Genomic DNA, 22,842 nt, shown 5'->3' with positions numbered 1-22,842 from the left:
GCAGTGATTATAAAAAGGCCATTGGCGGGCATTCCTACCAGTGGCCTTTTGCGTTTTAAAGCATATCAACGGCTTTTTCTACCGCCGCAATAAAGCGGTCAACATCTTGCTCAGAGTTGTAGATTGCGAACGAGGCTCGCACGGTACCTTTTACGCCTAGCGCGTCCATAAGCGGATGAGCGCAGTGGTGTCCAGCCCGTACGGCTACATTTTGCTGGTCGAGTAGCGTGGCCAAATCTTGATGATGCACGCCATCCATGACAAAGGTGATGACGCTAGCACCTGGCTGATAGCCGATGATTTGAATTTCATCGAGTTGGTTAAGGGCGTCGTAGGCGCGTTTTTGTAGCGCACAGATGTGCTTTTCAAGATCGGTATGGCTGTATTGACTTAGCCATTCAATAGAGCAGGCAAGCGCCAAAGCGCCGGCAACATTGGGTGTTCCAGCTTCAAACTTACCTGGCAACTCACTAAATGTTGTCCCCTCAAACGAGACCTTCTCGACCATTTTTCCGCCGCCATGCCAGGGTGGCATTGCTTCGAGCAGAGCGAGTTTTCCATACAGCACGCCAATACCTGCAGGTGCATAGAGTTTATGTCCCGAAAAGACGTAGAAATCGGCATCCAGCGCTTGAACGTCAGTCGGTTGATGTACCACGCCTTGCGCGCCATCGACCACTACGATGGCTTGGCTATTGGTGCGAGTAATGGCGATGATGTCGTTGAGTGGCAGCACGGTGCCAGTCACATTGGTGACTTGAGCCACGGCGACGATTTTAGTTTGGCTGCTTACCAATGTTCGGAATACATTGAGGTCAAACTGACAACCTTGACCCATTGGTACCTTGACCACTTTGGCACCGGTTTGCTCGGCGACAATTTGCCACGGAACGATGTTAGCGTGGTGCTCCATTTCAGAGACCAAGATCTCGTCACCTGGCTGTAATTGATTACGAGCGTAAGTTTGAGCGATGAGGTTAAGCGCCTCGGTCGCTCCCCGTGTCCAGATGATCTCTTTCTCGCTGCTGGCGTTAATAAAACGTGCGACCGTTTCACGTGCCGCTTCAAAACGCGATGTCGCCAGTGCAGTCAGCGAGTGGGTACCACGATGGACGTTGGCGTTTTGATTGCGATAGTAGTTGGTAATGCAATCGATCACCGCTTGCGGCTTTTGTGTCGTCGCCGCGCTGTCTAGATAAACTGTCTCGCCATCAATCGCTGGGAACTGGTCACGAATTGCTTGTAAATCAGTCATCGTACTTTCCCATTTTGTGGTAATGCAACGTTGGGTTGGTAACCATTGGTTCAGCCACTTCCCATGCCTTTTCTTTACCGCAGAGTGCAATGATGATCTCGATGGCAAACTCAAGCGCAGTACCTGGTCCTTGGCTGGTGATCAGGTTGTGGTTGATATCCATGGTGACGCGCTTATCGCGCCAACGATTTTCAGAGATATGAGACTTAAAACTTGGGTGGCAAGTCATTAGGGCATCTGGATATAGCTGATGATGTTGCAACACAAGAGCAGGCGCTGCGCAAATGGCTGCCAAGAGTTTGCCATCGTATTTGTGTTGGCGAACCATCTCTACCAATAGTGTGCTATCACGGAATACTTCCGAACCACCGACACCGCCAGGCAGTGCGATAACGTCGAACTCGTCGTCAGCAATATCTACCAATTTACAATCGGCCGTTAAGGTCACCCCACGGGAGGCTTTCATCGTCAATGCGCCATCGAAGTCAGCGCTCGCCACGGTGACGTCAAAACCTGCTCTCACCATAATATCTATGATGGTAATGGCTTCCATTTCTTCCGTGCCTGGGGCGATAGGGACAAGTACCTTTTTAGTCATGCTGGCTCCAGCTTGCTTCTATTTGCTTAATTTTTTGATACAGGGATAAGTTATTCGGTATATCGACATGGTGTTTAGTAGCAATATTGACCACGTAACCGTTGATAAAATCGATTTCACTTTGCCTTTTATTATAAATGTCTTGGTGCATAGACGAGTAGTTTTGTGCCGTAGATTTAGCCACATTCACTACGGTGTCGAGTAAAACCGGTGCATCTAACTCGACCCCATCGAACCTTGCGCAAGTAACCGCTTCTTTTACGATACTAAATAGTTGCTCTCGATACTCATGGTTTGCCAGTTGACCATTGCGACAGTCGAGGATGGCGGTCAACGGGTTGATTGCGCAGTTGATTACCAGCTTAGTCCATAACGCTTGTTGGATAACGCTGTGCCACTGTGCCGGAGAGAAACCATGATCAAAGACCTCGGCGACAAATTCGCACTGCTGACCTTTTTTGTTCCATGCGCCGATGAGTGTTTGTCCGATACCTGTATGGTGGATGGTAGAGCAGTTTACCTTGAGAGCACCGTGTGTGCTCGTACCCAGCAGCACAGGCCGATGTGCCAGCTGCTCCGATAGGCTATCAACGGTTCCCATCCCATTGTGCAAAAACAGAATGATAGCGTCTGGGTGAAGATGAGTCAGGAGCGGCAGTAGCGCGCTTTTCACTTGCCACGCTTTTACAGTCACAACCAACAGGTCACATCGTTCCAGATCTTCAAGGCTTTGATTGTTGAACGCAATGCTTTCCCCATCATCGAGAGTTACCTCGATTTTGCTAGATGAAGTACGTCCCCAAAGAGAAATAGAATGACCAGCGAGATGAAGTTTGTAAGCGTATAAGGAACCAACGGCACCAGGGCCTAGAATGGTAATGTTCACAATTATCTACGGGTAGTGAATGAAGCGAGAAGGATAGCAAAGTTAGCTAAGTTGGTCGAAAGCTTAGTGCGCGAATTTTAGATACAAAAAATGGCGCGAGAGCGCCATTTTTTCGAACTTCTAACATTCTGAGAATTAGAAGTTGTACTGCATACGGTAGATGATAGCGTCACCGTAATGTTGCTGGTTGCTACCTGATGAACCGTAAACACCAAGTTTGTTGTTGAAGTAACGGTATTGAATAGCAGCAGTTAGGTGCTCAGTTGCGTGCCAGTTGAATAGCAACGCACCGTTTAGGCCGTTTTTACCGCCTTGGTTTTGAGCGTATTCGTCGTTGCGATCGAACTCGATCTCGTTCCAGTTAACGAATGAGAAGTTTTGACCAAATGCTTCGAAGCCGTAGCGTGCGGTCCAACCAGCCATGTAACCGTTGCTACCATTAACGTTTTGGTTTGGTGAGAAAGAATCCCAAGACGTGATGTCGTGAACACCAACCCATGGTTTGAAGAACCAGTTATCGCCTTTAAGCGCTGTGTAACCAAGACCAAGAACGCGGTTAGTTTCGCTTTGGTTAGGGTTATCGTGGTGGTAAACCTGACCGTATAGAGAAACGCCAGAGTCACCTAGGTAAACGTGCGCAGTACCTTTCATCGAGTTTTTCTGCTCAGAAGAGCTTTTCTCTACGCTCTCGCGGTCGTAGAAACCATATAGCTCACCCCAAGTGAAACCTGCACCACCTTCGATACCTAGTACGAATTGGTTACGACCTTTGCCGTCTTGGCCATCTTGGATTGCGTTTGGACCGTGATCCCAGCTCTGGTGATCAAGGTAAACACCACCAAAACCGTATAGATATTCTGCAGATGCTGGCACTGCAGCAACTGCTGCAACAACGCCAAGAGCTAAAAGTGATTTACGCATAGTGTGAAAACTCTTCAAGTTGTACTGTAAATTGGCCGCTGTCCGTGCGAACTCATCCGATGGGTGGGCATGATAGCGATTTATATCCCAAAGTAAATGTGCAACACCGCAAACGTTTACTAAAGTTTGTGAGACCTATCACAAAACAAGAAGGATTAAGGGAACTTCTATAAAGCGTACACAAATCGATCAATTTTTTGTGGCTGGAAGTTAACATTCAATTGCACTTGTTAACAATGTGGTGCTGATCGTATTTTAATTACAGGCGTAAACATTGATGTAGTAACAAAGGGAACAATCATGTCACAGATTATGCTTTTTCCACTGCGCTCAGTGGTTTTGCCAGAAGGAAAAATGAGGCTGAGGATATTTGAGCCTCGCTACAAAAGAATGGTCACCGAATGCCTCAAGAACGAAACAGGCTTTGGTGTCTGTCTTATAAGTGGAGACGCAAGCACCATTCCAAAGAATGTTTCGGAGATCGGTACATTCGTTAGCATCGTCGATTTTGAGACGCTTGATGACGGTATGTTGGGAATTACGGTATCCGGTATCAAAAAATTTCGGGTGACCGATGTGGAGGCATATGACGACGGCCTCAGATTTGCTTCGGTAAATTGGTTAGAAGGGTGGGCTACAGAAGAACTCAGCGATGAGAACCAATTTCTCGGAGAACGCTTGCAAGACGTCTATAAGAAATTCCCTCAAATTGGCGACTTATATCTTCATCGTTTTTTTGACGACGCTGCTTGGGTCAGTCAGCGATGGCTTGAAGTCTTGCCGTTGGAATGCAACCACTTCGAACATTTAGTGACGCAACCTGATTGCAGTACCGCGGTCAGCTTTCTCACCGAAGCGTTCAGGTCGGGGGATATTCAAGAGGAAACGCGGCACTGAGCTGACTAATTAGTGATCCCATTCGTATAACATGGCGTATCATGAATTGGTAAGGCAGTAATGTTGCGATATCAACTTTAGGGACATAAGCATGATAGTAGAGAGTCCAGAGGCGCTCACCAAGCAAGAGTGGGCAGAGTGTATGGAGAAGGTAAAACAGCGCGATAAGCGCGCCTTTGCCACTGTGTTCAGTTACTTCTCTCCTCGCCTCAAGCAGTTCACCTACAAGCACATGGGTAATGAGCAAGTAGCGATCGAAATGGTTCAAGAGGCAATGGCTACGGTATGGCAGAAAGCACACCTTTTTGATGGTAGTAAGAGTTCGCTGTCGACTTGGATCTACACTATCGCAAGAAACTTGTGTTACGACATGCTTCGCAAACAGAAGGGTAAAGAGTTGCACGTGCATGCTGACGATATCTGGCCAACAGATTATTGCCCGCCAGATTTTGTTGAGCATTATTCGCCTGAGACTGATCGCTTGAAAGAGCAAATTTTGAAGTTTTTGGAGGATTTGCCAAAAGCACAAAGAGAGGTCGTCAGAGCTGTGTACTTAGAGGAGCTTCCTCACCAGCAAGTGGCCGATATGTTCGATATCCCGCTGGGGACTGTTAAGTCCCGTCTCAGATTAGCTGTAGAAAAATTAAGACATTCAATGGAGGCGGAGTAATATGAGTTACCACCCAGATAAACAAGTTTTGAAGTGCTATGCGACTGGGGAGATCGATTCGGCTCATGGAGCTGCCGTCGCTACGCATTTAGAAACATGCTCTCACTGCCGTCAATTGGTGGCTAAGTACGAGGAAGAGGCTGCTGAGGATTTGGTCGCCAGCGGTACTGAGGGCGCCATCTCTGATTCTGAGCTCGCTCTAGTGTTCGATAACATGATGAACGACATCATGACGTTAGATGCCGACTTTAGCAAACCGAAGGCTAGGTCGGCAGCAATCGTTGAGGTGAATGGCAAGTCGTTTAAGGTACCTGCCACGCTTAAACCTTTGGTAGAGCGAATGGGAGAGTGGAAGAGTTATGGCGGTAAAGTGTTTACCTCAAACATTGAGATTGACGAAGACTGCAGGGTGAGTTTGTTGTATATCACTGAAGGCGTACAAGTACCTCAACATACGCACAAAGGTTTTGAGTCGACTCTGGTTCTCCATGGCAGTTTCAGTGACGAGAATGGTGAATATCACGAAGGCGATTTCATTCGCGAAGACGGCGACACCAAGCACGCGCCTCAGACAGCATCCGGACAAGATTGTTTGTGTTTATCAGTTCTGACCGAGCCTATGATCTTCACCCAAGGGGTGGCGAGAGTCTTTAACCGCTTCGGAAAAGGGATGTATCCTTAGAGCTTGATATAAAAGCTTCAACCAAATGAAAGGCTCGCATTGATGCGAGCCTTTTTTCGTTGTAATTGCAGTACTACTGAGACAGGTTTTCTTGCTCTTTAGATGCTGGGCTCTCGTCTCTATGTCTCGCTTTTTCAAGTAGGTCATTAAAATAATGACGCAGTGAATACAGCATGATAAGGCTAGGGATCACCATCAGCGATGTAATAATAAAGAACAAGCTCCAGTCATTGAGGGCGTCTACCATTTCACCGCTGAACGATGCCAATGTGGTCCTACCGAAGTTACCCAGAGACGCGAGTAGCGCGTACTGAGTAGCAGAAAATGCTTGGCCGGTAAGGATGGTCAGGAAGGAAACAAATGCTACGGTCGAAAATGCCGTTGTGAAGTTATCAACAATGATTGTAGCCAAGAACAGAGTTTCGCTTGGTCCTACTTTTGCTATCCATGCAAACATCAGATTACTGGCACTCATTGCAATGCCGCCGATCATCAAGCCTTTTACAATGCCAAAGCGAACGTTGACCATACTGCCTAGTAGTGTAAAGACGATGGTCGCCCCCCAACCAATAAGCTTAGAGTAGTAGCCAATTTGCTCGTTACTAAAGCCAATTTCTTTGTAGAAGGTAATCGACATGCGCCCTAAGAAGGCTTCCCCAATCTTAAACAAGAACACGAACAGCAGTAAGGTGATCGCAACTTGAACGCCATTGCGACGAAAGAAGTCCAAAAATGGCTCTACGACCGTGACGGAAATCCAGCTGGTAAAGCGACTGCCGACCACTTTGTTGTGACGAGCTTCCGCCTGAGCCTGTAGTGCTTCGCGATCAGTTTTAGGTTCACTAACGAATAGAGTAAACAGCATAAGGATGACAACAATGCCTGCCATGCCATAGTAAACGCCATTCCATCCCATAGAGTCAGCATTAACAAACGCTAAGTAGCCAGGCAATGAGTAACCCGTCCACCAACCGATAACAGCCATTGCAGAAGCTTGTGGTAGTTTATTGGACTCTGATTTTGGAAAAGTATCGATACGATAAGCATCAATCGCAATGTCTTGCGTCGCTGATGAAATGGCGATGCACAGTGCCAACATAGATGTAAACATCAGGTTGTTCGCTGGGTTTACGCCTGCAATAAACAGTGTCCCGACCAAAATAAAGCTCTGGCAAAGGAAAATCCAGCTGCGGCGCTGACCAAGTGTACTATGCAGAATAGGAAGCTTTACCCTGTCGACCAAAGGTGCCCAAAGAAAATTGATGGCATAAACCGCAAACACAGAGCCAAAGTAACCGATAGCAGCACGAGTGAGTCCAGCATCTTTTAGCCAGCCAGACATATTCGAGCCAATCAAAACCCATGGGAAGCCGCTTGAGCACCCCATCATAAAGACCCAAAGTAGCCTTTTATCCCAGTAACTTTTGACCGTATCAAGCCAAGTCATTTTTTGTTCCACAGGTGTGCTCCTTGCGAGTGCAGCGAAAAGGAATGGATACGCATAACAAGCAAAGAGAGAGGCGAACCTCTCTCTTTTTGGTGTTAATCGCTGATTTTTTCCATTTTAGTGATAATGATGGGATCGAGTGGCACATCGCTCATTCCGCGGGTGCTGCGAGTTGGTTTTTGCCCCATTTTTTGTACTACGTCAAAACCTTCAACAACCTTACCGAATACGGCATAGCCAGGGTTAGTCACGCTGTAGTTGAGGAAATCATTGTCAACGAAGTTGATAAAGAACTGGCGTGTCGCTGAGTTTGGATCGCGGGTACGCGCCATTGCAATGGTTGCTGCATCGTTATCCAAGCCGTTTGATGCTTCATTTTCAATAGGCGCATAGGTTGGTAGACGTTTAAAGTCTTTAGCAAAGCCACCGCCTTGTGCCATAAAGCCTGGGATCACACGGTGGAACTGGCTGTTAACGTAGCTGCCGTCATCCACGTACTTTAGAAAGTTCTCAACGCTTACCGGCGCTTTTTCTTGATTAAGTTCAACCACAAAGCGGCCTAAGTTGGTATCCACGGCAACTTTAGGGCCAGCGAATACGCTCGTTGCAACAAGCGCTAGGGTAGCAATAGCCGTTTTTAGCATTAGAAACGCTCCTTCATGTAGTCTTGCAGCTCTTTGTCGTTAGCGATCTCTTTGAGTACCAAGTTAACAGTGTCGTTCAGTACGGTTTCGATATCGTCGTTAGATGCGCTCATAAGGCCTGAGCGCTTCGCCGTACCCGTGTAAGTTTTTACCAGCTTACCTTTGGCATTCTCGGCGGTAACTTCGAGCACAACATTTGCAGTCATGTCATTTTCCATCACGGTATGTTTAACCGAGACTAATGCCTCCTGCACTTCAACTTGAAGCGCATTTTCGCTGTTGACGGTGACTTGGTAGCCCTGCGATGAAAATTGATTCACTAGCGCATTTTCAATGCCGATACGAAGATTTTGACGAGTATGTACTGGCGTAATGTTAGAGCGGCCATTGTCGAGCAGTGCGACGTATTGAGCTGTTCGTACGTCTTTACTAGAGAGTGACATCGATTTGTTTTCGACGACTTTAGCGGCACTAGTGGTCGCTTTAGGCGCAAAATTGACTTGTTCTTGTTGAGGGCTTGCACATGCAGCAAGCAATACGACGGAAGCCGCTAAAACGAGCTTTTTCATTAATGATTCCTTTTCACACTCTAATACTATTGAAGCCAAACCGAGCGATGGCTGGCATCATAGCGAATTCTTATTTTTATGCACGTTGCCTAGAGACAACTATGACTCAATCTTTACTTAGTTGCCTGTAAAATAACAAATTTGGCATTGGAGGCGACAAGCTTAACATTGTGCTTGCCAAAGAGACGCGCCAGTTTTTTATCGTAGCCTAGGTGACGATTGCCGATAACCATTAATTCGCCTTTAGGGCGAAGAACATGCTTTGCATCACAGAACATTTGCCAAGCGATGTGATCGGTGACGGCTTGCTGTTGATGGAAGGGTGGGTTGCAGATGACACGATCTTGTGAGGCCGCTTCAAAGCCATCCAAGCAATTGTTCGTGATGAACTTGCATTGAGCGTCGTCTAACTGATTAAGTTTAAAGTTATGTTTTGCCGAGGCTGATGCCATAAAACTCTCATCGACCGCAGTAATGCGAGCGGTTGGGGAAAGCTGCTTGAGTTTTATCGATAAAACGCCATTGCCACAGCCAAGGTCGACGACATCTTTATTGTCCGCATCGAGTTTGGATAGATGTTCTAACATGAAGCGAGCGCCCAAATCCAAGCTTTCACCGGAGTAAACATTGGGTAAGTTCGCAAGAGTTAGCTCGTGTCCTTCAACTGGCCAAGTCGTATACGCCTCCACAGCGGTTTTTTGTGCAGCACGAGATAGCTCAGTAAACACTAGGCGGTGTTTTTTCCACGCCAGCGAGGTCGTGGTGGAGCCTGCAAACTTCTCAAACAGTTTCAGTGTTGAGGAGTGGATCTCTTTCGCTTTATTCACCGCAATTAGCTGGCAGCGGCCTGCGTACTTTTGGGCAAGTTGGTCTAACTGCCAAGTTAAGTAGCGATTATTGCGTGGGATTTGCATCAGCACGAGGTCGATGTCACTTGGCCACGCATCCGTAGAATTGAGAAGGGTCACTCCACTGAGTTGGTTGGCCGACAAGTTGCTTTTGATACCTTGCAGGGAAACAAAAGAGTCCGTGACGGTAGTCACCTTATGCTCTTTACTAAACCAACAGCTAAGGGCTCCAAAGTTATCGTTGAGGATCAGAATATTCGATGACTTGGGCAAAGCGAGCTCTTCAACGTGTTGAATCAGATACTCGTCACCCGCATCCCATGCTTGGAGCTGCTCATTGGCAAGTTTTGGGTAGCGAAAAAGCGAGTAGCTGCGCTCAAGTAGGTTCAGTTCAGTTTTCATAATTTCTTGAATTGGTGACAATGGTTGTATTTTGACAAAATCCTCTCAACTAAGCCAAGCAGAATGTGATTTAAGGGAAGATTATTGATTAAGTAAAGTATATACTTTACCGACAATATAAAAATAAATGTCGGTTTCAGCCCAAGGAAGTAAGATGATTCAACAATCTATCGAGCACAAGCTCCATCAAGCTTTCCATCCAACACATCTCGATGTTCGCAATGAAAGTCACACGCATAATGTCCCGCCAGGCTCAGAAAGTCACTTTAAGGTCATTATCGTCAGTGAAGATTTTTCTAGCGAGCGTCTTATTACTCGGCATCGTAAGGTCAATACTGTGCTTGCTGAAGAGCTCGCAGGTTCGGTGCATGCCTTAGCGATCCACACCTACACTCCTGAAGAGTGGAACGAAGAGAACCAACTTGCCCCCGCTAGTCCAAATTGTGCTGGTGGCGGTAAGTAACGGCATACCTGTTTAGTGGTGCGGTACCAACAATAGATACTTAGGACACAGTTTAGCAACAAGGTAAGGGTTTACTGATAATTACCGTCAATTTGTTCAGGTAAAGTCACGACTTTGCTTACCTCTTTGGGGGTAAATCATTAACAGCGTATCAACATATAATGTTATGTGATTTTGATGATGGTGAATGTTTCAGATTGTGAAAAAGCCAATTGCTTATTTTTAAAAGCATTAATAGCAGTTTGTGCGTTTGGTCAAAGTTACACATATTCGCAACCCCAGATGTAGCAAAAGTTTCCAAATAAAGCGGCTATTGCTGGGATTGGTCGTGGCATACCCTTTGTAAAAGATGCTAAACTACCGCTCCAGAAAAATCTCGCATCGATCCCATGACGAGATTGTTAAAGTGATGTTGCTGCTTTGGCCAAAAAAGAAGCCAGAGCCAGACACTCAATGTCGTGTCTAAATGTTACGCAATTTAAAAGAATCTTTTTCCCGATAAAAGTAGTGCAAGTGCGTATGATTACAATAAAGAAGGGTTTGGATCTTCCTATCGCAGGAACTCCTTCCCAGGTGATTAATGATGGTAAGTCCATCACTAAAGTCGCCTTGCTTGGCGAAGAGTACGTGGGTATGCGTCCAACGATGCATGTTCGCGTTGGTGATGAAGTGAAAAAAGGTCAGGTTGTTTTTGAAGACAAAAAGAACCCAGGCGTTAAGTTTACTTCTCCAGCAAGCGGTAAGGTTATTGAAGTTAACCGTGGCGCGAAGCGTGTCCTACAATCCGTTGTGATTGAAGTGGCAGGCGACGAGCAAGTTACTTTCGATAGCTACACAGCTGACCAACTAGCGGGTCTTGATCGCGACGTGATCAAAACTCAATTGGTTGAGTCTGGTATGTGGACTGCGTTGCGTACTCGTCCGTTCAGCAAGGTTCCGGCGATCGATTCTACGACTCAAGCGATTTTCGTGACTGCTATGGATACGAATCCACTAGCAGCAGAGCCTGAATTGATTATCAACGAGCAAAAAGACGCGTTTGTTGCAGGTCTTGACCTACTGTCGAAACTGACAGACGGTAAAGTGTATGTCTGCAAATCAGGCACTAGTCTTCCTCGCTCAACTCAATCCAATGTCGAAGAGCATGTCTTCAATGGTCCGCATCCAGCAGGCCTAGTAGGCACTCACATGCATTTCCTATATCCAGTCGGCGCGAACAACGTTGCTTGGAGCATCAATTATCAAGATGTGATTGCATTCGGTAAGCTTTTCACTACAGGTGAATTGTATACGGATCGCGTTGTGTCTCTAGCTGGCCCTGTAGTCAATAACCCTCGTTTGGTTAGAACTCAGATTGGCGCTAGCCTAGAAGATGTAACAGATAACGAGTTGATGCCTGGTGAAGTTCGAATCATTTCTGGTTCTGTGCTTTCTGGTACTCATGCTACTGGTTCACACGCCTACCTAGGTCGTTACCACCAGCAAGTGTCTGTACTTCGTGAAGGTCGTGAGAAGGAACTATTTGGCTGGGCAACGCCTGGTAAGAACAAGTTCTCAATCACCAAATCATTCCTTGGTCACCTATTCAAAGGTCAGTTGTTCAACATGACAACCACAACCAATGGTAGTGATCGTGCAATGGTTCCAATCGGCAACTACGAAAAAGTAATGCCTCTAGATATGGAGCCTACGTTATTACTTCGTGATCTATGTGCAGGTGACCTAGACAGCGCTCAGCGTCTTGGTGCTCTTGAACTGGATGAAGAAGATATGGCGCTATGCACCTTTGTTTGTCCAGGTAAGTACGAATACGGTCTACTCCTACGTGAGTGCCTAGACAAGATTGAGAAGGAAGGGTAATCCCATGCTTAAGAAATTCATCGAGGATATCGAGCATCATTTCGAGCCAGGTGGCAAACATGAAAGATGGTTTGCACTGTACGAAGCAGCGGCAACGCTATTCTACACGCCGGGTCTTGTCACGAAGCGCAGCTCGCATGTCCGTGATAGCGTTGACCTAAAACGCATCATGATCATGGTTTGGTTCGCAGTATTCCCAGCAATGTTCTGGGGTATGTACAATGCGGGTAACCAAGCGGTTATGGCACTTAACCATCTTTACACTGGCGCAGAGCTTGCGGGTGTTATCGATGGCAACTGGCACTACTGGCTAACTCAAGGTCTTGGCGGCACGCTAGGTACCGACGCGGGTTGGGGCAGTAAGATGATCCTAGGTGCAACTTACTTCCTACCTATCTACGCAACCGTGTTTATTGTTGGTGGTTTCTGGGAAGTGTTGTTCTGTATGGTGCGTAAGCACGAAGTTAACGAAGGTTTCTTTGTAACTTCTATTCTTTTCGCATTGATCGTTCCGCCAACACTTCCACTATGGCAAGCAGCGCTAGGTATTACCTTCGGTGTTGTTGTTGCAAAAGAAATCTTTGGTGGTACAGGTCGTAACTTCCTTAACCCAGCGCTTGCTGGTCGTGCTTTCCTATTCTTCGCTTACCCAGCGCAAATCTCGGGTGACGTGGTATGGGTTGCAGCTGACGGCTTCTCTGGTGCAACGGCTCTTAGCCAATGGGCACAAGGCGGCGAAGGCGCACTAATCAACAACATCACTGGCCAAACAATCACTTGGATGGACGCGTTCATCGGTAACATTCCAGGCTCGATTGGTGAAGTATCAACGCTAGCACTTATGATTGGTGCGGCAATGATCGTCTACATGGGCATTGCGTCATGGCGCATTATTGCTGGTGTAATGATCGGTATGGTTGCGGTAGCGACTCTGTTTAATGTTGTTGGTTCTGACACAAATGCTCTGTTTGCTATGCCTTGGCACTGGCACCTAGTTCTAGGTGGTTTTGCATTCGGCATGTTCTTTATGGCAACAGACCCAGTATCGGCATCGTTTACTAACAATGGTAAATGGGCATACGGTATTTTGATTGGCGCAATGTGTGTCATGATCCGTGTAGTCAACCCGGCTTACCCAGAAGGTATGATGCTAGCAATTCTATTTGCTAACCTGTTCGCACCTCTATTCGACCACTTTGTGATCGAGAAGAACATCAAACGGAGAGAAGCTCGCTATGGCAAGTAATAACGATAGCATTAAAAAGACGCTGTTTGTTGTTATCGCGTTGAGCCTAGTTTGCTCAATCGTTGTATCGACCGCTGCAGTCTTTCTAAAAGATAAACAGGTTGCTAATGCGAAATTAGATAAGCAGTCTAAAATTGTCGACGTAGCAGGTATTACCGCTGAAGGCTCTGTTGCAGACTTATACCATGAGTTCATCGAACCTCGTTTGGTTGATTTCGAAACAGGTGAGTTCGTTGACGGTAACGCTGAAGCATATGACCAGCGTCGCGCTGCTAAAGATCCAGCTCAGTCAGTTCGTCTTACCGCAGATGAAGACAAAGCGAAAATTCTTCGTCGTGCAAACGTTGGTACTGTTTACCTAGTTAAACAGGGTGGCGAAGTCACGAGTGTGATTCTACCGGTACATGGCAACGGCCTTTGGTCAATGATGTACGCGTTCGTAGCAGTGCAAACTGATGGTAATACTGTTAACGGTATTACTTACTACGAGCAAGGCGAAACCCCTGGACTTGGTGGTGAAGTTGAGAACCCAACGTGGCGTTCACAATTTGTTGGTAAGAAACTCTTCGATGAGAACTTCAAACCAGCAATTAAGATCGTTAAAGGTGGTGCTCCAGAAGGTTCTGAGCACGGTGTTGATGGCCTATCTGGTGCAACACTGACTGCAAATGGCGTTCAAGGTACTTTCGACTTCTGGTTGGGTGACATGGGCTTTGGTCCTTTCCTAGCAAACGTTCGTGACGGAGGTCTAAACTAATGGCTGATGCTAAAGAAATGAAGAAGAGCTTGCTCGCACCGGTGTTGGATAACAACCCGATTGCGCTTCAGGTTCTTGGTGTTTGTTCTGCATTGGCAGTGACCACCAAACTTGAGACAGCATTTGTTATGACGGTTGCGGTTATTTTTGTAACTGCATTGTCTAACCTGTTTGTTTCTCTTATTCGTAACCACATGCCAAACAGTGTGCGTATCATCGTTCAGATGGCGATTATCGCTTCATTGGTAATCGTGGTTGACCAGGTGTTGAAAGCGTATCTTTACGACATTTCAAAGCAGCTTTCAGTATTCGTTAGCTTGATCATTACTAACTGTATTGTAATGGGTCGTGCTGAAGCGTACGCAATGAAGTCTGCACCTCTACCGTCATTCATTGATGGTATCGGTAATGGTCTAGGTTATGGTTTTGTGCTGCTAACTGTTGCGTTTTTCCGCGAACTTCTAGGTTCTGGTAAGCTATTTGGCATGGAAGTATTGCCACTAGTGAGCAACGGTGGTTGGTATCAGCCAAACGGTATGATGCTTCTAGCACCTTCAGCGTTCTTCCTAATCGGCTTTATGATTTGGGCAATTCGTATCTTTAAGCCAGCACAAGTAGAAGCGAAGGAGTAAGGTAGTCATGGAACATTATATTAGTCTACTCGTTAAATCGATCTTCATTGAAAACTTGGCGCTTTCTTTCTTCTTAGGTATGTGTACATTTTTGGCCGTATCTAAGAAAGTTAAGACCTCTTTTGGTCTAGGTGTAGCAGTTATCGTTGTTCTTACCGTTGCGGTTCCAGTGAACAACCTATTGTACAACCTAGTTCTAAGAGAAAATGCTTTAGTAGCTGGTGTCGATCTTAGCTTCTTGAACTTTATTACCTTTATCGGTGTAATCGCAGCGCTAGTGCAAATCCTAGAGATGGTACTAGACCGCTTCTTCCCACCTTTGTATAACGCACTGGGTATCTTCCTACCGCTAATCACGGTGAACTGTGCGATCTTTGGTGGCGTATCATTCATGGTACAGCGTGATTACAACTTTGCAGAATCTGTCGTATATGGCTTTGGTTCTGGTGTGGGTTGGATGCTAGCTATCGTTGCGCTAGCAGGTATCCGTGAGAAGATGAAGTACTCTGACGTTCCTCCTGGTCTTCGTGGTCTTGGTATCACGTTCATCACGGTAGGTCTGATGGCACTGGGCTTCATGTCATTCTCTGGTGTTCAACTGTAAGGTATAAGGAATAGTCAATGGACATTATTCTTGGTGTAGTGATGTTTACGCTGATTGTTCTAGCCCTAGTTTTGGTGATTTTGTTCGCCAAATCTAAGCTAGTACCAACAGGCGACATCACGATCTCTGTAAATGAAAACCCTGATCTCGCGATCACCACACAACCAGGTGGCAAACTGTTGAATGCACTAGCTGGCGCTGGCGTATTCGTATCATCTGCTTGTGGTGGCGGTGGCTCTTGTGGTCAGTGTCGCGTAAAAGTGAAATCTGGCGGTGGTGACATTCTACCAACCGAGCTTGACCATATCTCTAAAGGTGAAGCACGTGAAGGTGAGCGTCTAGCGTGTCAGGTAGCAATGAAGACTGACATGGACATCGAGCTTCCAGAAGAGATCTTCGGCGTTAAAAAGTGGGAATGTTCTGTTATCTCTAACGATAACAAAGCGACATTCATCAAAGAGCTTAAGCTGCAAATCCCAGATGGCGAATCAGTACCTTTCCGTGCTGGTGGTTACATCCAGATTGAAGCACCAGCTCACCACGTTAAATACTCTGACTTCGACGTACCAGAAGAGTACCGTGAAGATTGGGACAAGTTTAACCTGTTCCGCTATGAGTCTGTCGTTAACGAAGAGTGCATTCGTGCATACTCAATGGCTAACTACCCAGAAGAAGAAGGTATTATTATGCTGAACGTGCGTATCGCTACGCCGCCGCCTAATAATCCTGATGTACCACCTGGTATCATGTCTTCGTTCATCTGGTCACTGAAAGAAGGTGACAAGTGTACGATTTCTGGACCATTTGGTGAGTTCTTCGCGAAAGAGACTGACAACGAGATGGTATTCATCGGTGGTGGTGCTGGTATGGCACCAATGCGTTCGCACATCTTTGACCAGCTTAAGCGTCTGAACTCTAAGCGTAAGATGTCATTCTGGTATGGTGCTCGTTCTCGTCGCGAAATGTTCTACGTAGAAGATTTCGATGGCCTACAAGCTGAAAACGATAACTTCCAGTGGCACGTTGCACTGTCTGACCCAATGCCAGAAGATAACTGGGATGGTTACACAGGCTTCATCCACAACGTAATCTATGAGAACTACCTCAAAGATCACGAAGCGCCAGAAGATTGTGAATACTACATGTGTGGTCCACCAATGATGAACGCGGCTGTAATCGGCATGCTGAAAGATCTTGGTGTAGAAGATGAAAACATCCTTCTAGATGACTTCGGTGGTTAATCTTCCTTGAAGTAATGAACATGGCTGGCTCATGGGAGCCGGCCATTTGTTTTTAAATAGATACAAACAGAGTGCTTTCATTTGCGACAACATCAATAGCTGTGGCAAACGTAAGTATTTTAAATTCATTAGGTGAGTAAAGGCATGTTTCATCTAACTAAGTTTCATATAACGAAACAGTTGAAATTAGTGCTAGCCGTAATGCTAGCTGCGGTACTTCTAACCGCTTGTGGTAACAATCGTGAGCAAGTGCATTTGAGCGGCCCGACAATGGGGACGATTTATAATGTGAAATACATTGCGACCGACCATAGCCCAAAACCGGAAACCATTCAGGCAGAGCTTAATCGCTTACTAGAACAGGTGAACGACCAAATGTCGACTTATCGCCAAGATTCTGAGTTGAGCCGCTTCAACCGTTTCTACGGCACAGAGGCATTTCCTGTATCGAAACAAACCGCGATTGTGGTGAAAGAAGCAATCCGCCTCAATGAAGTCACATTGGGCGCTTTGGACGTTACGGTAGGGCCTTTGGTGAACCTTTGGGGCTTTGGCCCAGAAGCGCGTCCAGAAGTAGTACCAACAGCAAAACAACTTGCTGAGCGCAAAGCGCAAACGGGCATTCAGCATCTCTCTGCAACTGACACGACGTTAAAGAAAGATCTGCATGGTTTGTATGTGGACTTATCGACTATCGCAAAAGGGTGGGGAGTAGATGTCCTCGCTGAATATCTAGAGCGTATCGGCGTTCAAGATTATATGGTTGAAGTCGGTGGTGAGATGCGCTTGAAAGGTCTTAACCGCGAGGGCGTGAAATGGCGTATTGCGATTGAAAAGCCAGCGACGGATGAACGTAGTGTTCAAGAAATCATTGAGCCAGGTGATATGGCTATCGCGACTTCAGGCGACTACCGTAATTACTTTGAGCAAGACGGTGTTCGCTACTCGCACATTATCGACCCGAAAACCGGTAAGCCTATCAACAACAAGGTGGTGTCAGTGACGGTTCTTGATAAGTCTTCTATGACAGCAGACGGTTTAGCGACAGGTTTGATGGTTCTGGGTGAAGAGCAAGCACTGGAAGTTGCCGAGCAAAATGGCATTCCAGCGTTTATTATTGTAAAAACAGAAGATGGGTTTGATGAAATCGCGTCAAGCGCGTTCAAGCCTTACCTCAACAAGTAACGGGTGACAACTATGAGTACATTTCTAATTACTTTCGGCGTTTTTCTTGCGGTGATTGTTGCCATGTCTGTTGGTTACATCTTCCAAAAGAAAGTAGTAAAAGGCAGTTGTGGCGGTCTTGGTGCCGTTGGTGTCGACAAGGTATGTAACTGTCCAGAGCCATGTGATGCTCGTAAAAAGCGCGAAGCACGTGAGCAAGCGCGAGCAGAAAAGCTAGCAGCTTGGGAAAAAGATCGCATCGCTTAATCGACAAGCTAACCGATAACTGAGTAACTAAGACCAGAGCAACGCTCTGGTCTTTTTGGTTGGTTCTCGCTCAAAATCGGCGTATACTTTTAACTGTATAAATAAACAGTTCAATGCCGTGTCTGACTCTATTCGAAAATTCATCCATGTGGATATGGATTGCTTCTACGCTGCGGTAGAGATGCGCGATAATCCACATTATCAAGGTAAGCCCCTTGCCGTTGGTGGCAGTGAGCGCCAGCGTGGGGTGATCAGCACTTGTAATTATGAAGCGAGAAAGTTTGGCGTTCGTTCGGCGATGCCAACGGCTCAAGCCGTAAAGCTGTGCCCCAATTTGCTGCTCGTCCCTGGGCGAATGGAAGTCTACAAAGAAACCTCAAAGCACATTCGTGCGATTTTTGCTCGCTATACCTCGCTCATTGAGCCGTTGTCACTAGATGAGGCCTACCTGGATGTCACAGACTCACCTCACTGCCAAAACTCAGCGACGCGCATTGCTGAGCGTATTCGCGGCGATATCTGGAATGAATTGCAACTGACTGCTTCTGCAGGGGTGGCGCCGCTTAAGTTTTTGGCCAAGATTGCCTCGGATATGAATAAACCCAATGGGCAGTTTGTGATCCCACCCGATAAAGTACAACAAGTGGTCGATGAGTTGGATTTGGGCAAAATACCGGGTGTCGGTAAGGTCAGCTTAGATAAGCTCAATAATGCCGGCTTTTTTACCTGCTTGGATATTCGCAATAGTGACTACCGAGACTTGATTGTGCGTTTTGGTCGTATGGGCGCTTCTTTATGGAAGAAAAGTCATGGCATTGATGAGAGACAAGTTGTCGTTGAACGGGAAAGAAAGTCGATTGGCGTCGAGAGAACCTTTAGCGTCAATATCTCCAGTTTCGATGAGTGTTGGCAGGTGATTGAAGACAAGCTGTATCCTGAACTCGAATCTCGCCTCGCAAGAGCGACGCCGAAACGTAATGTCATGAAACAGGGAATTAAGGTAAAGTTTGCAGACTTTAAGTTAACCACCATTGAACATGTGCACAACCAGCTCGATCTCCCTTATTTCAAAGACCTGCTTCGCGAGGTACTGGAGAGACAACAAGGGCGAGAAATTCGACTGCTGGGGCTGAGCGTGATGCTAGAGCCTTTAGAGCAAGCTCGGCAACTGTCAATGTTTGAGGAATAATATGGACAAGCGCGCGCTGCTGACCGCAGTGATTTATGAACTTGAAAGCAAAGTGACAACACTGGTCTCTGCCATGGAGCAAACCGTGGATGCCGCGACCAATGAAGAAACCGTACCAGAGCACAAATATGACACGTTAGCACTAGAAGCGTCCTATCTGGCACATGGCCAGGCGATGCGTTTAGAGCAAATAAAGAACGACATCGCAACGTTAAAGCGTACGACGTTGCGTGAATTTTCTGAGCAAGAAAGTGTTGGATTAACAGCTTTAGTCTGTGTCGAGAATGATGATGAGCAAATCGCATGGTATTGGATGTTGCCCTGTGGCGGAGGCGTCACAATAAAGGATGCAAGGGTATTAACGAACTCTGGGTTGGCTGAACTCACTGTGGTGACTCCACATTCGCCACTCGGTAAGGCTTTGCTTGAGCAGAATGAAGACGACGAAGTGAGTCTGGCCATCGGTGATTCCGTGCAGCACTATGCTATTATCTCGATTCAGTAAAGACTTTGGATCGCTTTGAGAATTGTACAGACGATCTGAACAATAGGGTGTGCTATGAAATTACCTCAACTTTTTCCAACTACAACAGCGCTGCTTAGCGGTGTCGTACTTAGCAGTGCATTAGTGGCGGGCAATGCTTATGCTTTTGGACAGTGCGCAGTGGACATTAAGAACGAAGTTCACCTAGATGGCGAGCAAGTCGAAATCGTTAAAGCCAGCTCTAAAGTCCTAATTGATGAAGACAACAATCTGTTCATTGACGGTAAAGCGATTGAATTGAGTCAGCTACAACAAGATGCCTTGGAAAGCTATCGAGAGAATATGAACAAGTACGTGCCGCAAGCGAAAGAACTCGCGGCCAATGGTCTTGAGCTGACCAATGAACTCATCGATGATGTCGCAGAGAGTTTCGATAACTCTGAGGCGTTTCAAAACGTCAAACAAGCGGTCGGTGAGTTTTTTGCTGATGTGCAATCTCGCTACGAAGACAACGGTGATTTTGTTCTCAAATCGGAAGCCTTTAGCAGTTTTATGGACAATTGGGAGCAAGATTTAGCCAAGGCAAAAGAGGTCTTCAACAAAGAGTTCTTTAGTAGCGCATTTACCGCATTACAACAAAAGATGAGTGAAGAGGGTGGGTTAAATCTTACAGAGCTCTCTAAGCAGATGGATGAGCTCAAAGCAAAAATGTCGGACACCATGAAAGAGCAATCAGAGTCGTTAAAGCAGCAGGCAGAAGACTATTGTGACTCGCTAAATGATGTCGCAGAGCAAGAGCAGCAGTTGCAGAAAACTATTCCGGAGCTTAAGGACTATCAAGTCTTTACCATCTAATCTCTAAGTCTGCACCAAGCCTTGAGTAGATTCCTGCCCACGCAGGAATGACGAATGTAGCTTGTTCAACGAACTCAATTAAGTCGTCACCCCTGCGCAGGCAGGGGTCTTCTATACGCGATCACCAAGCCTCAAATAGATTCCTGCCTGCGCAGGAATGACGAACTAGGGGGGGCTTACGCTCAACATGAACTGACCGAGCAGACGGGTAACAGTGTTAACCGAACAAATAGCGTGCAAAAAACAGCGAGTCGAACTTATTCTAAGTATTGTTCGTAAATTAATACTTACGGTTGCATTTTTTGTCTACATTAGTTTATTGCGCCAAATTGATTGCTTATAATCGATTTTTATCTTAATGTACCAGCAAACTAGTACACAAGAATCTTTACAGTGGATAATTCAAACTTAGCGACGGCTCCAAGGGAGCATTTCGGTTCTCGTTTAGGCTTCATTTTAGCCGCTGCAGGCGCAGCCGTAGGATTGGGTAATATTTGGGGCTTCCCAACACAAGCCGCCAGCAACGGTGGTGGTGCTTTCCTATTGGTGTATTTAGTCATGATATTGGTCGTGGCGTTTCCTATGTTAGTGGTGGAAATGGCCATCGGTCGACATGGGCAAGCCAACCCTGTCGATAGCATGAAGTCTCTTACCTCCCATCCTATCGGCAAGGTGGTTGGTGGCATAGTCGGTTGGATTGGCCTCGCGGTGCCTTGCGCAGTATTGGCGTTCTATTCCATCGTCGGCGGCTGGCTGATTTGCTTCTTGTTTGGCGCACTGGCAGACATTGCCGGTCTGACGTCACTTGCGGACTGGTTCAAAGGTTTTAGTGTCGAAAGAAATGTATTTGGTACAGTGCTTTTCTATTTGCTGACGGTGTTGATTGTTCAAGGCGGGGTAAAGAAGGGCATTGAAAAATGGTCGACACGTTTGATGCCATCGCTGTTCATCCTTTTTGGATTGCTGTTTATCTATATCATGATGCAGCAGGGCGCAGTTGAAGGGCTTAAACATTATCTGATCCCAGATTTTGAAAAAGTGTGGGACAGAAAACTCATCCTCGCGGCCATGGGGCAAGGCTTCTTCTCGCTGACGATTGGTGGCTGTTCGATGCTTATTTACGGCTCTTACTTGTCGAAAAAAGAAAACCTGCCGAAAATGGCAATGAATGTGACCTTGGTGGATACCTCAGTGGCGTTTATTGCAGGCCTTGTGGTGATGCCGGCGATGTTTGTCGCGATGCAAAAAGGCGTTCAGATTTATGCAGAAGATGGCTCTCTATTGAGCTCAGATACCTTGGTCTTTACGGTATTACCGTTGATGTTTGAATCATTGGGCATACTTGGTTTAGTGTTCTCAGTGGTGTTTTTCTTGCTATTGACCATTGCAGCGTTAACGTCATCTATTTCGATGCTAGAGTGTCCGGTTGCCCTTGTCGATGAGCGCTTTAACACCGGCCGCAAGAAAACCAGCTGGGTACTCGGTGCGCTTATTGCGCTGTTTAGTATCTACATCGTATTTAACTTTGGTGATCTGTTTGGATTTGTCGCTATGGTTGCGACGCAATACTTACAGCCTATTGCCGCACTGTTATTCTGCTTGTTTGGTGGTTGGGTTTGGAGCCGCGCGAGTAAGATTAAAGAGCTTGAACAAGGCTGCCCAGAGTTCCAACTTGGCTGGTTTGGTAAGGTATGGCCTTGGTACGTGAAGTTTGTGTGCCCAGTACTTGTTGTTACCGTGATTTGGGCGTCATTTGGCTAAACACTGACTGTGAATCAAGAATGAAAAAACACCGCTAAGGGAAACCTAGCGGTGTTTTTGTCTATCGGAACTGACCTGCATCTTCTAGGAAGTCAAAGCCAGCACTGGCAAGCTTCTCGATAAGAGCAGGTTTACTGATGTCGAAGTAGTTGACGAGTTTATCTAAATCTCCTCCAAAGTCGTCACGCAGTTTCATGTTGACGATACTCATTAGCATCACAGGATCCATAGTTTCAAAGTTGGCTAGATTCATCTTTAGTTTCTACTTATCTTCAAAATCCGAAATCAAAAGGTTTGCTGCCGCGAATGCCGCTTGCTCACGGACATCTTTTGGTAGGCTTTCATTTGCAGCCACTTCGTTTAGCGTACGAACGGCACATGAAATTGCTTGTGGAATGTAGGCTTGATCGCCACTGCCAATTTGTGCGTAGATTTCGCGAACCAAATCACAACAACCGTAAACTTGCATAATGTCTTTCTCTATAAATGATAACTGGTCT

The 22,842-nt window shown here is 46.4% G+C and carries 26 protein-coding genes; 16 read left to right on the top strand and 10 right to left on the bottom strand.

Going from position 1 to position 22,842, the window contains the following annotated elements:
* Nucleotides 1-55 precede the first annotated feature (55 nt).
* The 4 genes from csdA to ACVA6Q_RS08970 form a co-directional block, all read right to left on the bottom strand.
* A complete protein-coding gene (csdA, locus tag ACVA6Q_RS08985; RefSeq protein ID WP_446647305.1) occupies nt 56-1,255 on the bottom strand; it encodes a cysteine desulfurase CsdA in 1,200 nt (399 codons plus the stop codon).
* Nucleotides 1,248-1,853, bottom strand: coding sequence for a DJ-1 family glyoxalase III (locus ACVA6Q_RS08980; protein ID WP_353496832.1), 606 nt, complete (start codon nt 1,851-1,853; stop codon nt 1,248-1,250). Before ACVA6Q_RS08980 ends, csdA begins: the two co-directional genes overlap by 8 nt.
* Entirely contained in the window at nt 1,846-2,739 is an 894-nt protein-coding gene (locus ACVA6Q_RS08975; protein WP_446647304.1) for a 2-dehydropantoate 2-reductase, read from the bottom strand. The genes ACVA6Q_RS08980 and ACVA6Q_RS08975 overlap by 8 nt, the downstream gene beginning before the upstream one ends.
* A 135-nt stretch (nt 2,740-2,874) precedes the next feature.
* Complete coding sequence (locus ACVA6Q_RS08970; protein WP_446647303.1) at nt 2,875-3,660, bottom strand: outer membrane protein OmpK; 786 nt, start codon at nt 3,658-3,660, stop codon at nt 2,875-2,877.
* A gap of 300 nt (nt 3,661-3,960) precedes the next feature.
* Here ACVA6Q_RS08970 and ACVA6Q_RS08965 point away from each other — a divergent pair, with 300 nt between their 5' ends.
* The 3 genes from ACVA6Q_RS08965 to ACVA6Q_RS08955 all read left to right on the top strand — a co-directional run bounded on the left by ACVA6Q_RS08965 (nt 3,961) and on the right by ACVA6Q_RS08955 (nt 5,909).
* Nucleotides 3,961-4,557 carry an LON peptidase substrate-binding domain-containing protein gene (locus tag ACVA6Q_RS08965; protein ID WP_446647302.1) on the top strand — a complete coding sequence of 199 codons (597 nt, stop codon included), beginning with the start codon at nt 3,961-3,963 and terminating at the stop codon, nt 4,555-4,557.
* Between the two features lie 91 nt (nt 4,558-4,648).
* On the top strand, nt 4,649-5,227 hold the full coding sequence (locus tag ACVA6Q_RS08960; RefSeq protein ID WP_446647301.1) for an RNA polymerase sigma factor: 579 nt from the start codon (nt 4,649-4,651) through the stop codon (nt 5,225-5,227).
* A 1-nt stretch (nt 5,228) separates the two neighbouring features.
* Nucleotides 5,229-5,909 (top strand): ChrR family anti-sigma-E factor, encoded by a 681-nt coding sequence (locus ACVA6Q_RS08955; RefSeq protein ID WP_446647300.1) that lies wholly within the window; start codon nt 5,229-5,231, stop codon nt 5,907-5,909.
* 73 nt (nt 5,910-5,982) lie between these two features.
* On the opposite strand, the gene ACVA6Q_RS08950 is transcribed toward ACVA6Q_RS08955, so the two are convergent.
* The 4 genes from ACVA6Q_RS08950 to ACVA6Q_RS08935 form a co-directional block, all read right to left on the bottom strand.
* Entirely contained in the window at nt 5,983-7,356 is a 1,374-nt protein-coding gene (locus ACVA6Q_RS08950) for an AmpG family muropeptide MFS transporter (RefSeq protein ID WP_446647498.1), read from the bottom strand.
* Between the two features lie 95 nt (nt 7,357-7,451).
* Complete coding sequence (locus ACVA6Q_RS08945; protein WP_042496861.1) at nt 7,452-8,000, bottom strand: peptidylprolyl isomerase; 549 nt, start codon at nt 7,998-8,000, stop codon at nt 7,452-7,454.
* On the bottom strand, nt 8,000-8,569 hold the full coding sequence (locus ACVA6Q_RS08940) for a YajG family lipoprotein (protein WP_353496825.1): 570 nt from the start codon (nt 8,567-8,569) through the stop codon (nt 8,000-8,002). The genes ACVA6Q_RS08945 and ACVA6Q_RS08940 overlap by 1 nt, the downstream gene beginning before the upstream one ends.
* Nucleotides 8,570-8,682: 113 nt before the next feature.
* A complete protein-coding gene (locus tag ACVA6Q_RS08935; RefSeq protein ID WP_446647299.1) occupies nt 8,683-9,819 on the bottom strand; it encodes a methyltransferase in 1,137 nt (378 codons plus the stop codon).
* A 154-nt stretch (nt 9,820-9,973) separates the two neighbouring features.
* Here ACVA6Q_RS08935 and bolA point away from each other — a divergent pair, with 154 nt between their 5' ends.
* The 13 genes from bolA to ACVA6Q_RS08870 all read left to right on the top strand — a co-directional run bounded on the left by bolA (nt 9,974) and on the right by ACVA6Q_RS08870 (nt 22,342).
* Nucleotides 9,974-10,282 (top strand): transcriptional regulator BolA, encoded by a 309-nt coding sequence (gene bolA / locus ACVA6Q_RS08930; RefSeq protein ID WP_418642018.1) that lies wholly within the window; start codon nt 9,974-9,976, stop codon nt 10,280-10,282.
* A gap of 519 nt (nt 10,283-10,801) precedes the next feature.
* On the top strand, nt 10,802-12,142 hold the full coding sequence (locus ACVA6Q_RS08925; RefSeq protein ID WP_446647497.1) for a Na(+)-translocating NADH-quinone reductase subunit A: 1,341 nt from the start codon (nt 10,802-10,804) through the stop codon (nt 12,140-12,142).
* Nucleotides 12,143-12,146: 4 nt separating this feature from the next.
* Nucleotides 12,147-13,388 (top strand): NADH:ubiquinone reductase (Na(+)-transporting) subunit B, encoded by a 1,242-nt coding sequence (locus tag ACVA6Q_RS08920; RefSeq protein WP_446647298.1) that lies wholly within the window; start codon nt 12,147-12,149, stop codon nt 13,386-13,388.
* Nucleotides 13,378-14,145 (top strand): Na(+)-translocating NADH-quinone reductase subunit C, encoded by a 768-nt coding sequence (locus tag ACVA6Q_RS08915; RefSeq protein WP_112462090.1) that lies wholly within the window; start codon nt 13,378-13,380, stop codon nt 14,143-14,145. The genes ACVA6Q_RS08920 and ACVA6Q_RS08915 overlap by 11 nt, the downstream gene beginning before the upstream one ends.
* Nucleotides 14,145-14,777: an NADH:ubiquinone reductase (Na(+)-transporting) subunit D gene (locus ACVA6Q_RS08910; RefSeq protein ID WP_112462091.1), complete on the top strand. Its 633-nt coding sequence runs from the start codon at nt 14,145-14,147 to the stop codon at nt 14,775-14,777. Before ACVA6Q_RS08915 ends, ACVA6Q_RS08910 begins: the two co-directional genes overlap by 1 nt.
* A gap of 7 nt (nt 14,778-14,784) precedes the next feature.
* Complete coding sequence (nqrE, locus tag ACVA6Q_RS08905) at nt 14,785-15,381, top strand: NADH:ubiquinone reductase (Na(+)-transporting) subunit E (RefSeq protein ID WP_038229250.1); 597 nt, start codon at nt 14,785-14,787, stop codon at nt 15,379-15,381.
* A 17-nt stretch (nt 15,382-15,398) separates the two neighbouring features.
* Complete coding sequence (gene nqrF, locus ACVA6Q_RS08900; protein ID WP_353496819.1) at nt 15,399-16,622, top strand: NADH:ubiquinone reductase (Na(+)-transporting) subunit F; 1,224 nt, start codon at nt 15,399-15,401, stop codon at nt 16,620-16,622.
* A 201-nt stretch (nt 16,623-16,823) separates the two neighbouring features.
* The gene (locus ACVA6Q_RS08895; RefSeq protein WP_446647496.1) at nt 16,824-17,807 is read left to right on the top strand and encodes an FAD:protein FMN transferase; all 984 of its coding nucleotides are present in this window, start codon (nt 16,824-16,826) and stop codon (nt 17,805-17,807) included.
* Nucleotides 17,808-17,819: 12 nt separating this feature from the next.
* On the top strand, nt 17,820-18,053 hold the full coding sequence (gene nqrM / locus ACVA6Q_RS08890) for a (Na+)-NQR maturation NqrM (RefSeq protein WP_042496878.1): 234 nt from the start codon (nt 17,820-17,822) through the stop codon (nt 18,051-18,053).
* A gap of 118 nt (nt 18,054-18,171) precedes the next feature.
* Nucleotides 18,172-19,242 (top strand): DNA polymerase IV, encoded by a 1,071-nt coding sequence (gene dinB / locus ACVA6Q_RS08885; protein ID WP_446647297.1) that lies wholly within the window; start codon nt 18,172-18,174, stop codon nt 19,240-19,242.
* A 1-nt stretch (nt 19,243) separates the two neighbouring features.
* A complete protein-coding gene (locus ACVA6Q_RS08880; protein WP_446647296.1) occupies nt 19,244-19,747 on the top strand; it encodes a transcription elongation factor in 504 nt (167 codons plus the stop codon).
* A gap of 54 nt (nt 19,748-19,801) precedes the next feature.
* Nucleotides 19,802-20,581: a YggN family protein gene (locus ACVA6Q_RS08875; protein ID WP_446647295.1), complete on the top strand. Its 780-nt coding sequence runs from the start codon at nt 19,802-19,804 to the stop codon at nt 20,579-20,581.
* Nucleotides 20,582-20,974: 393 nt separating this feature from the next.
* The gene (locus ACVA6Q_RS08870; RefSeq protein WP_418642023.1) at nt 20,975-22,342 is read left to right on the top strand and encodes a sodium-dependent transporter; all 1,368 of its coding nucleotides are present in this window, start codon (nt 20,975-20,977) and stop codon (nt 22,340-22,342) included.
* A 61-nt stretch (nt 22,343-22,403) separates the two neighbouring features.
* On the opposite strand, the gene ACVA6Q_RS08865 is transcribed toward ACVA6Q_RS08870, so the two are convergent.
* On the bottom strand, nt 22,404-22,595 hold the full coding sequence (locus tag ACVA6Q_RS08865; RefSeq protein ID WP_112462096.1) for a DUF4250 domain-containing protein: 192 nt from the start codon (nt 22,593-22,595) through the stop codon (nt 22,404-22,406).
* Nucleotides 22,596-22,604: 9 nt separating this feature from the next.
* Entirely contained in the window at nt 22,605-22,811 is a 207-nt protein-coding gene (locus tag ACVA6Q_RS08860) for a YaeP family protein (protein ID WP_446647294.1), read from the bottom strand.
* Nucleotides 22,812-22,842: the final 31 nt, after the last annotated feature.

The organism is Vibrio sp. DNB22_10_4 (assembly GCF_052879755.1).
The sequence above is the reverse complement of the archived record's forward strand: the minus strand, read 5'-3'. Positions and strand labels throughout refer to the sequence as shown.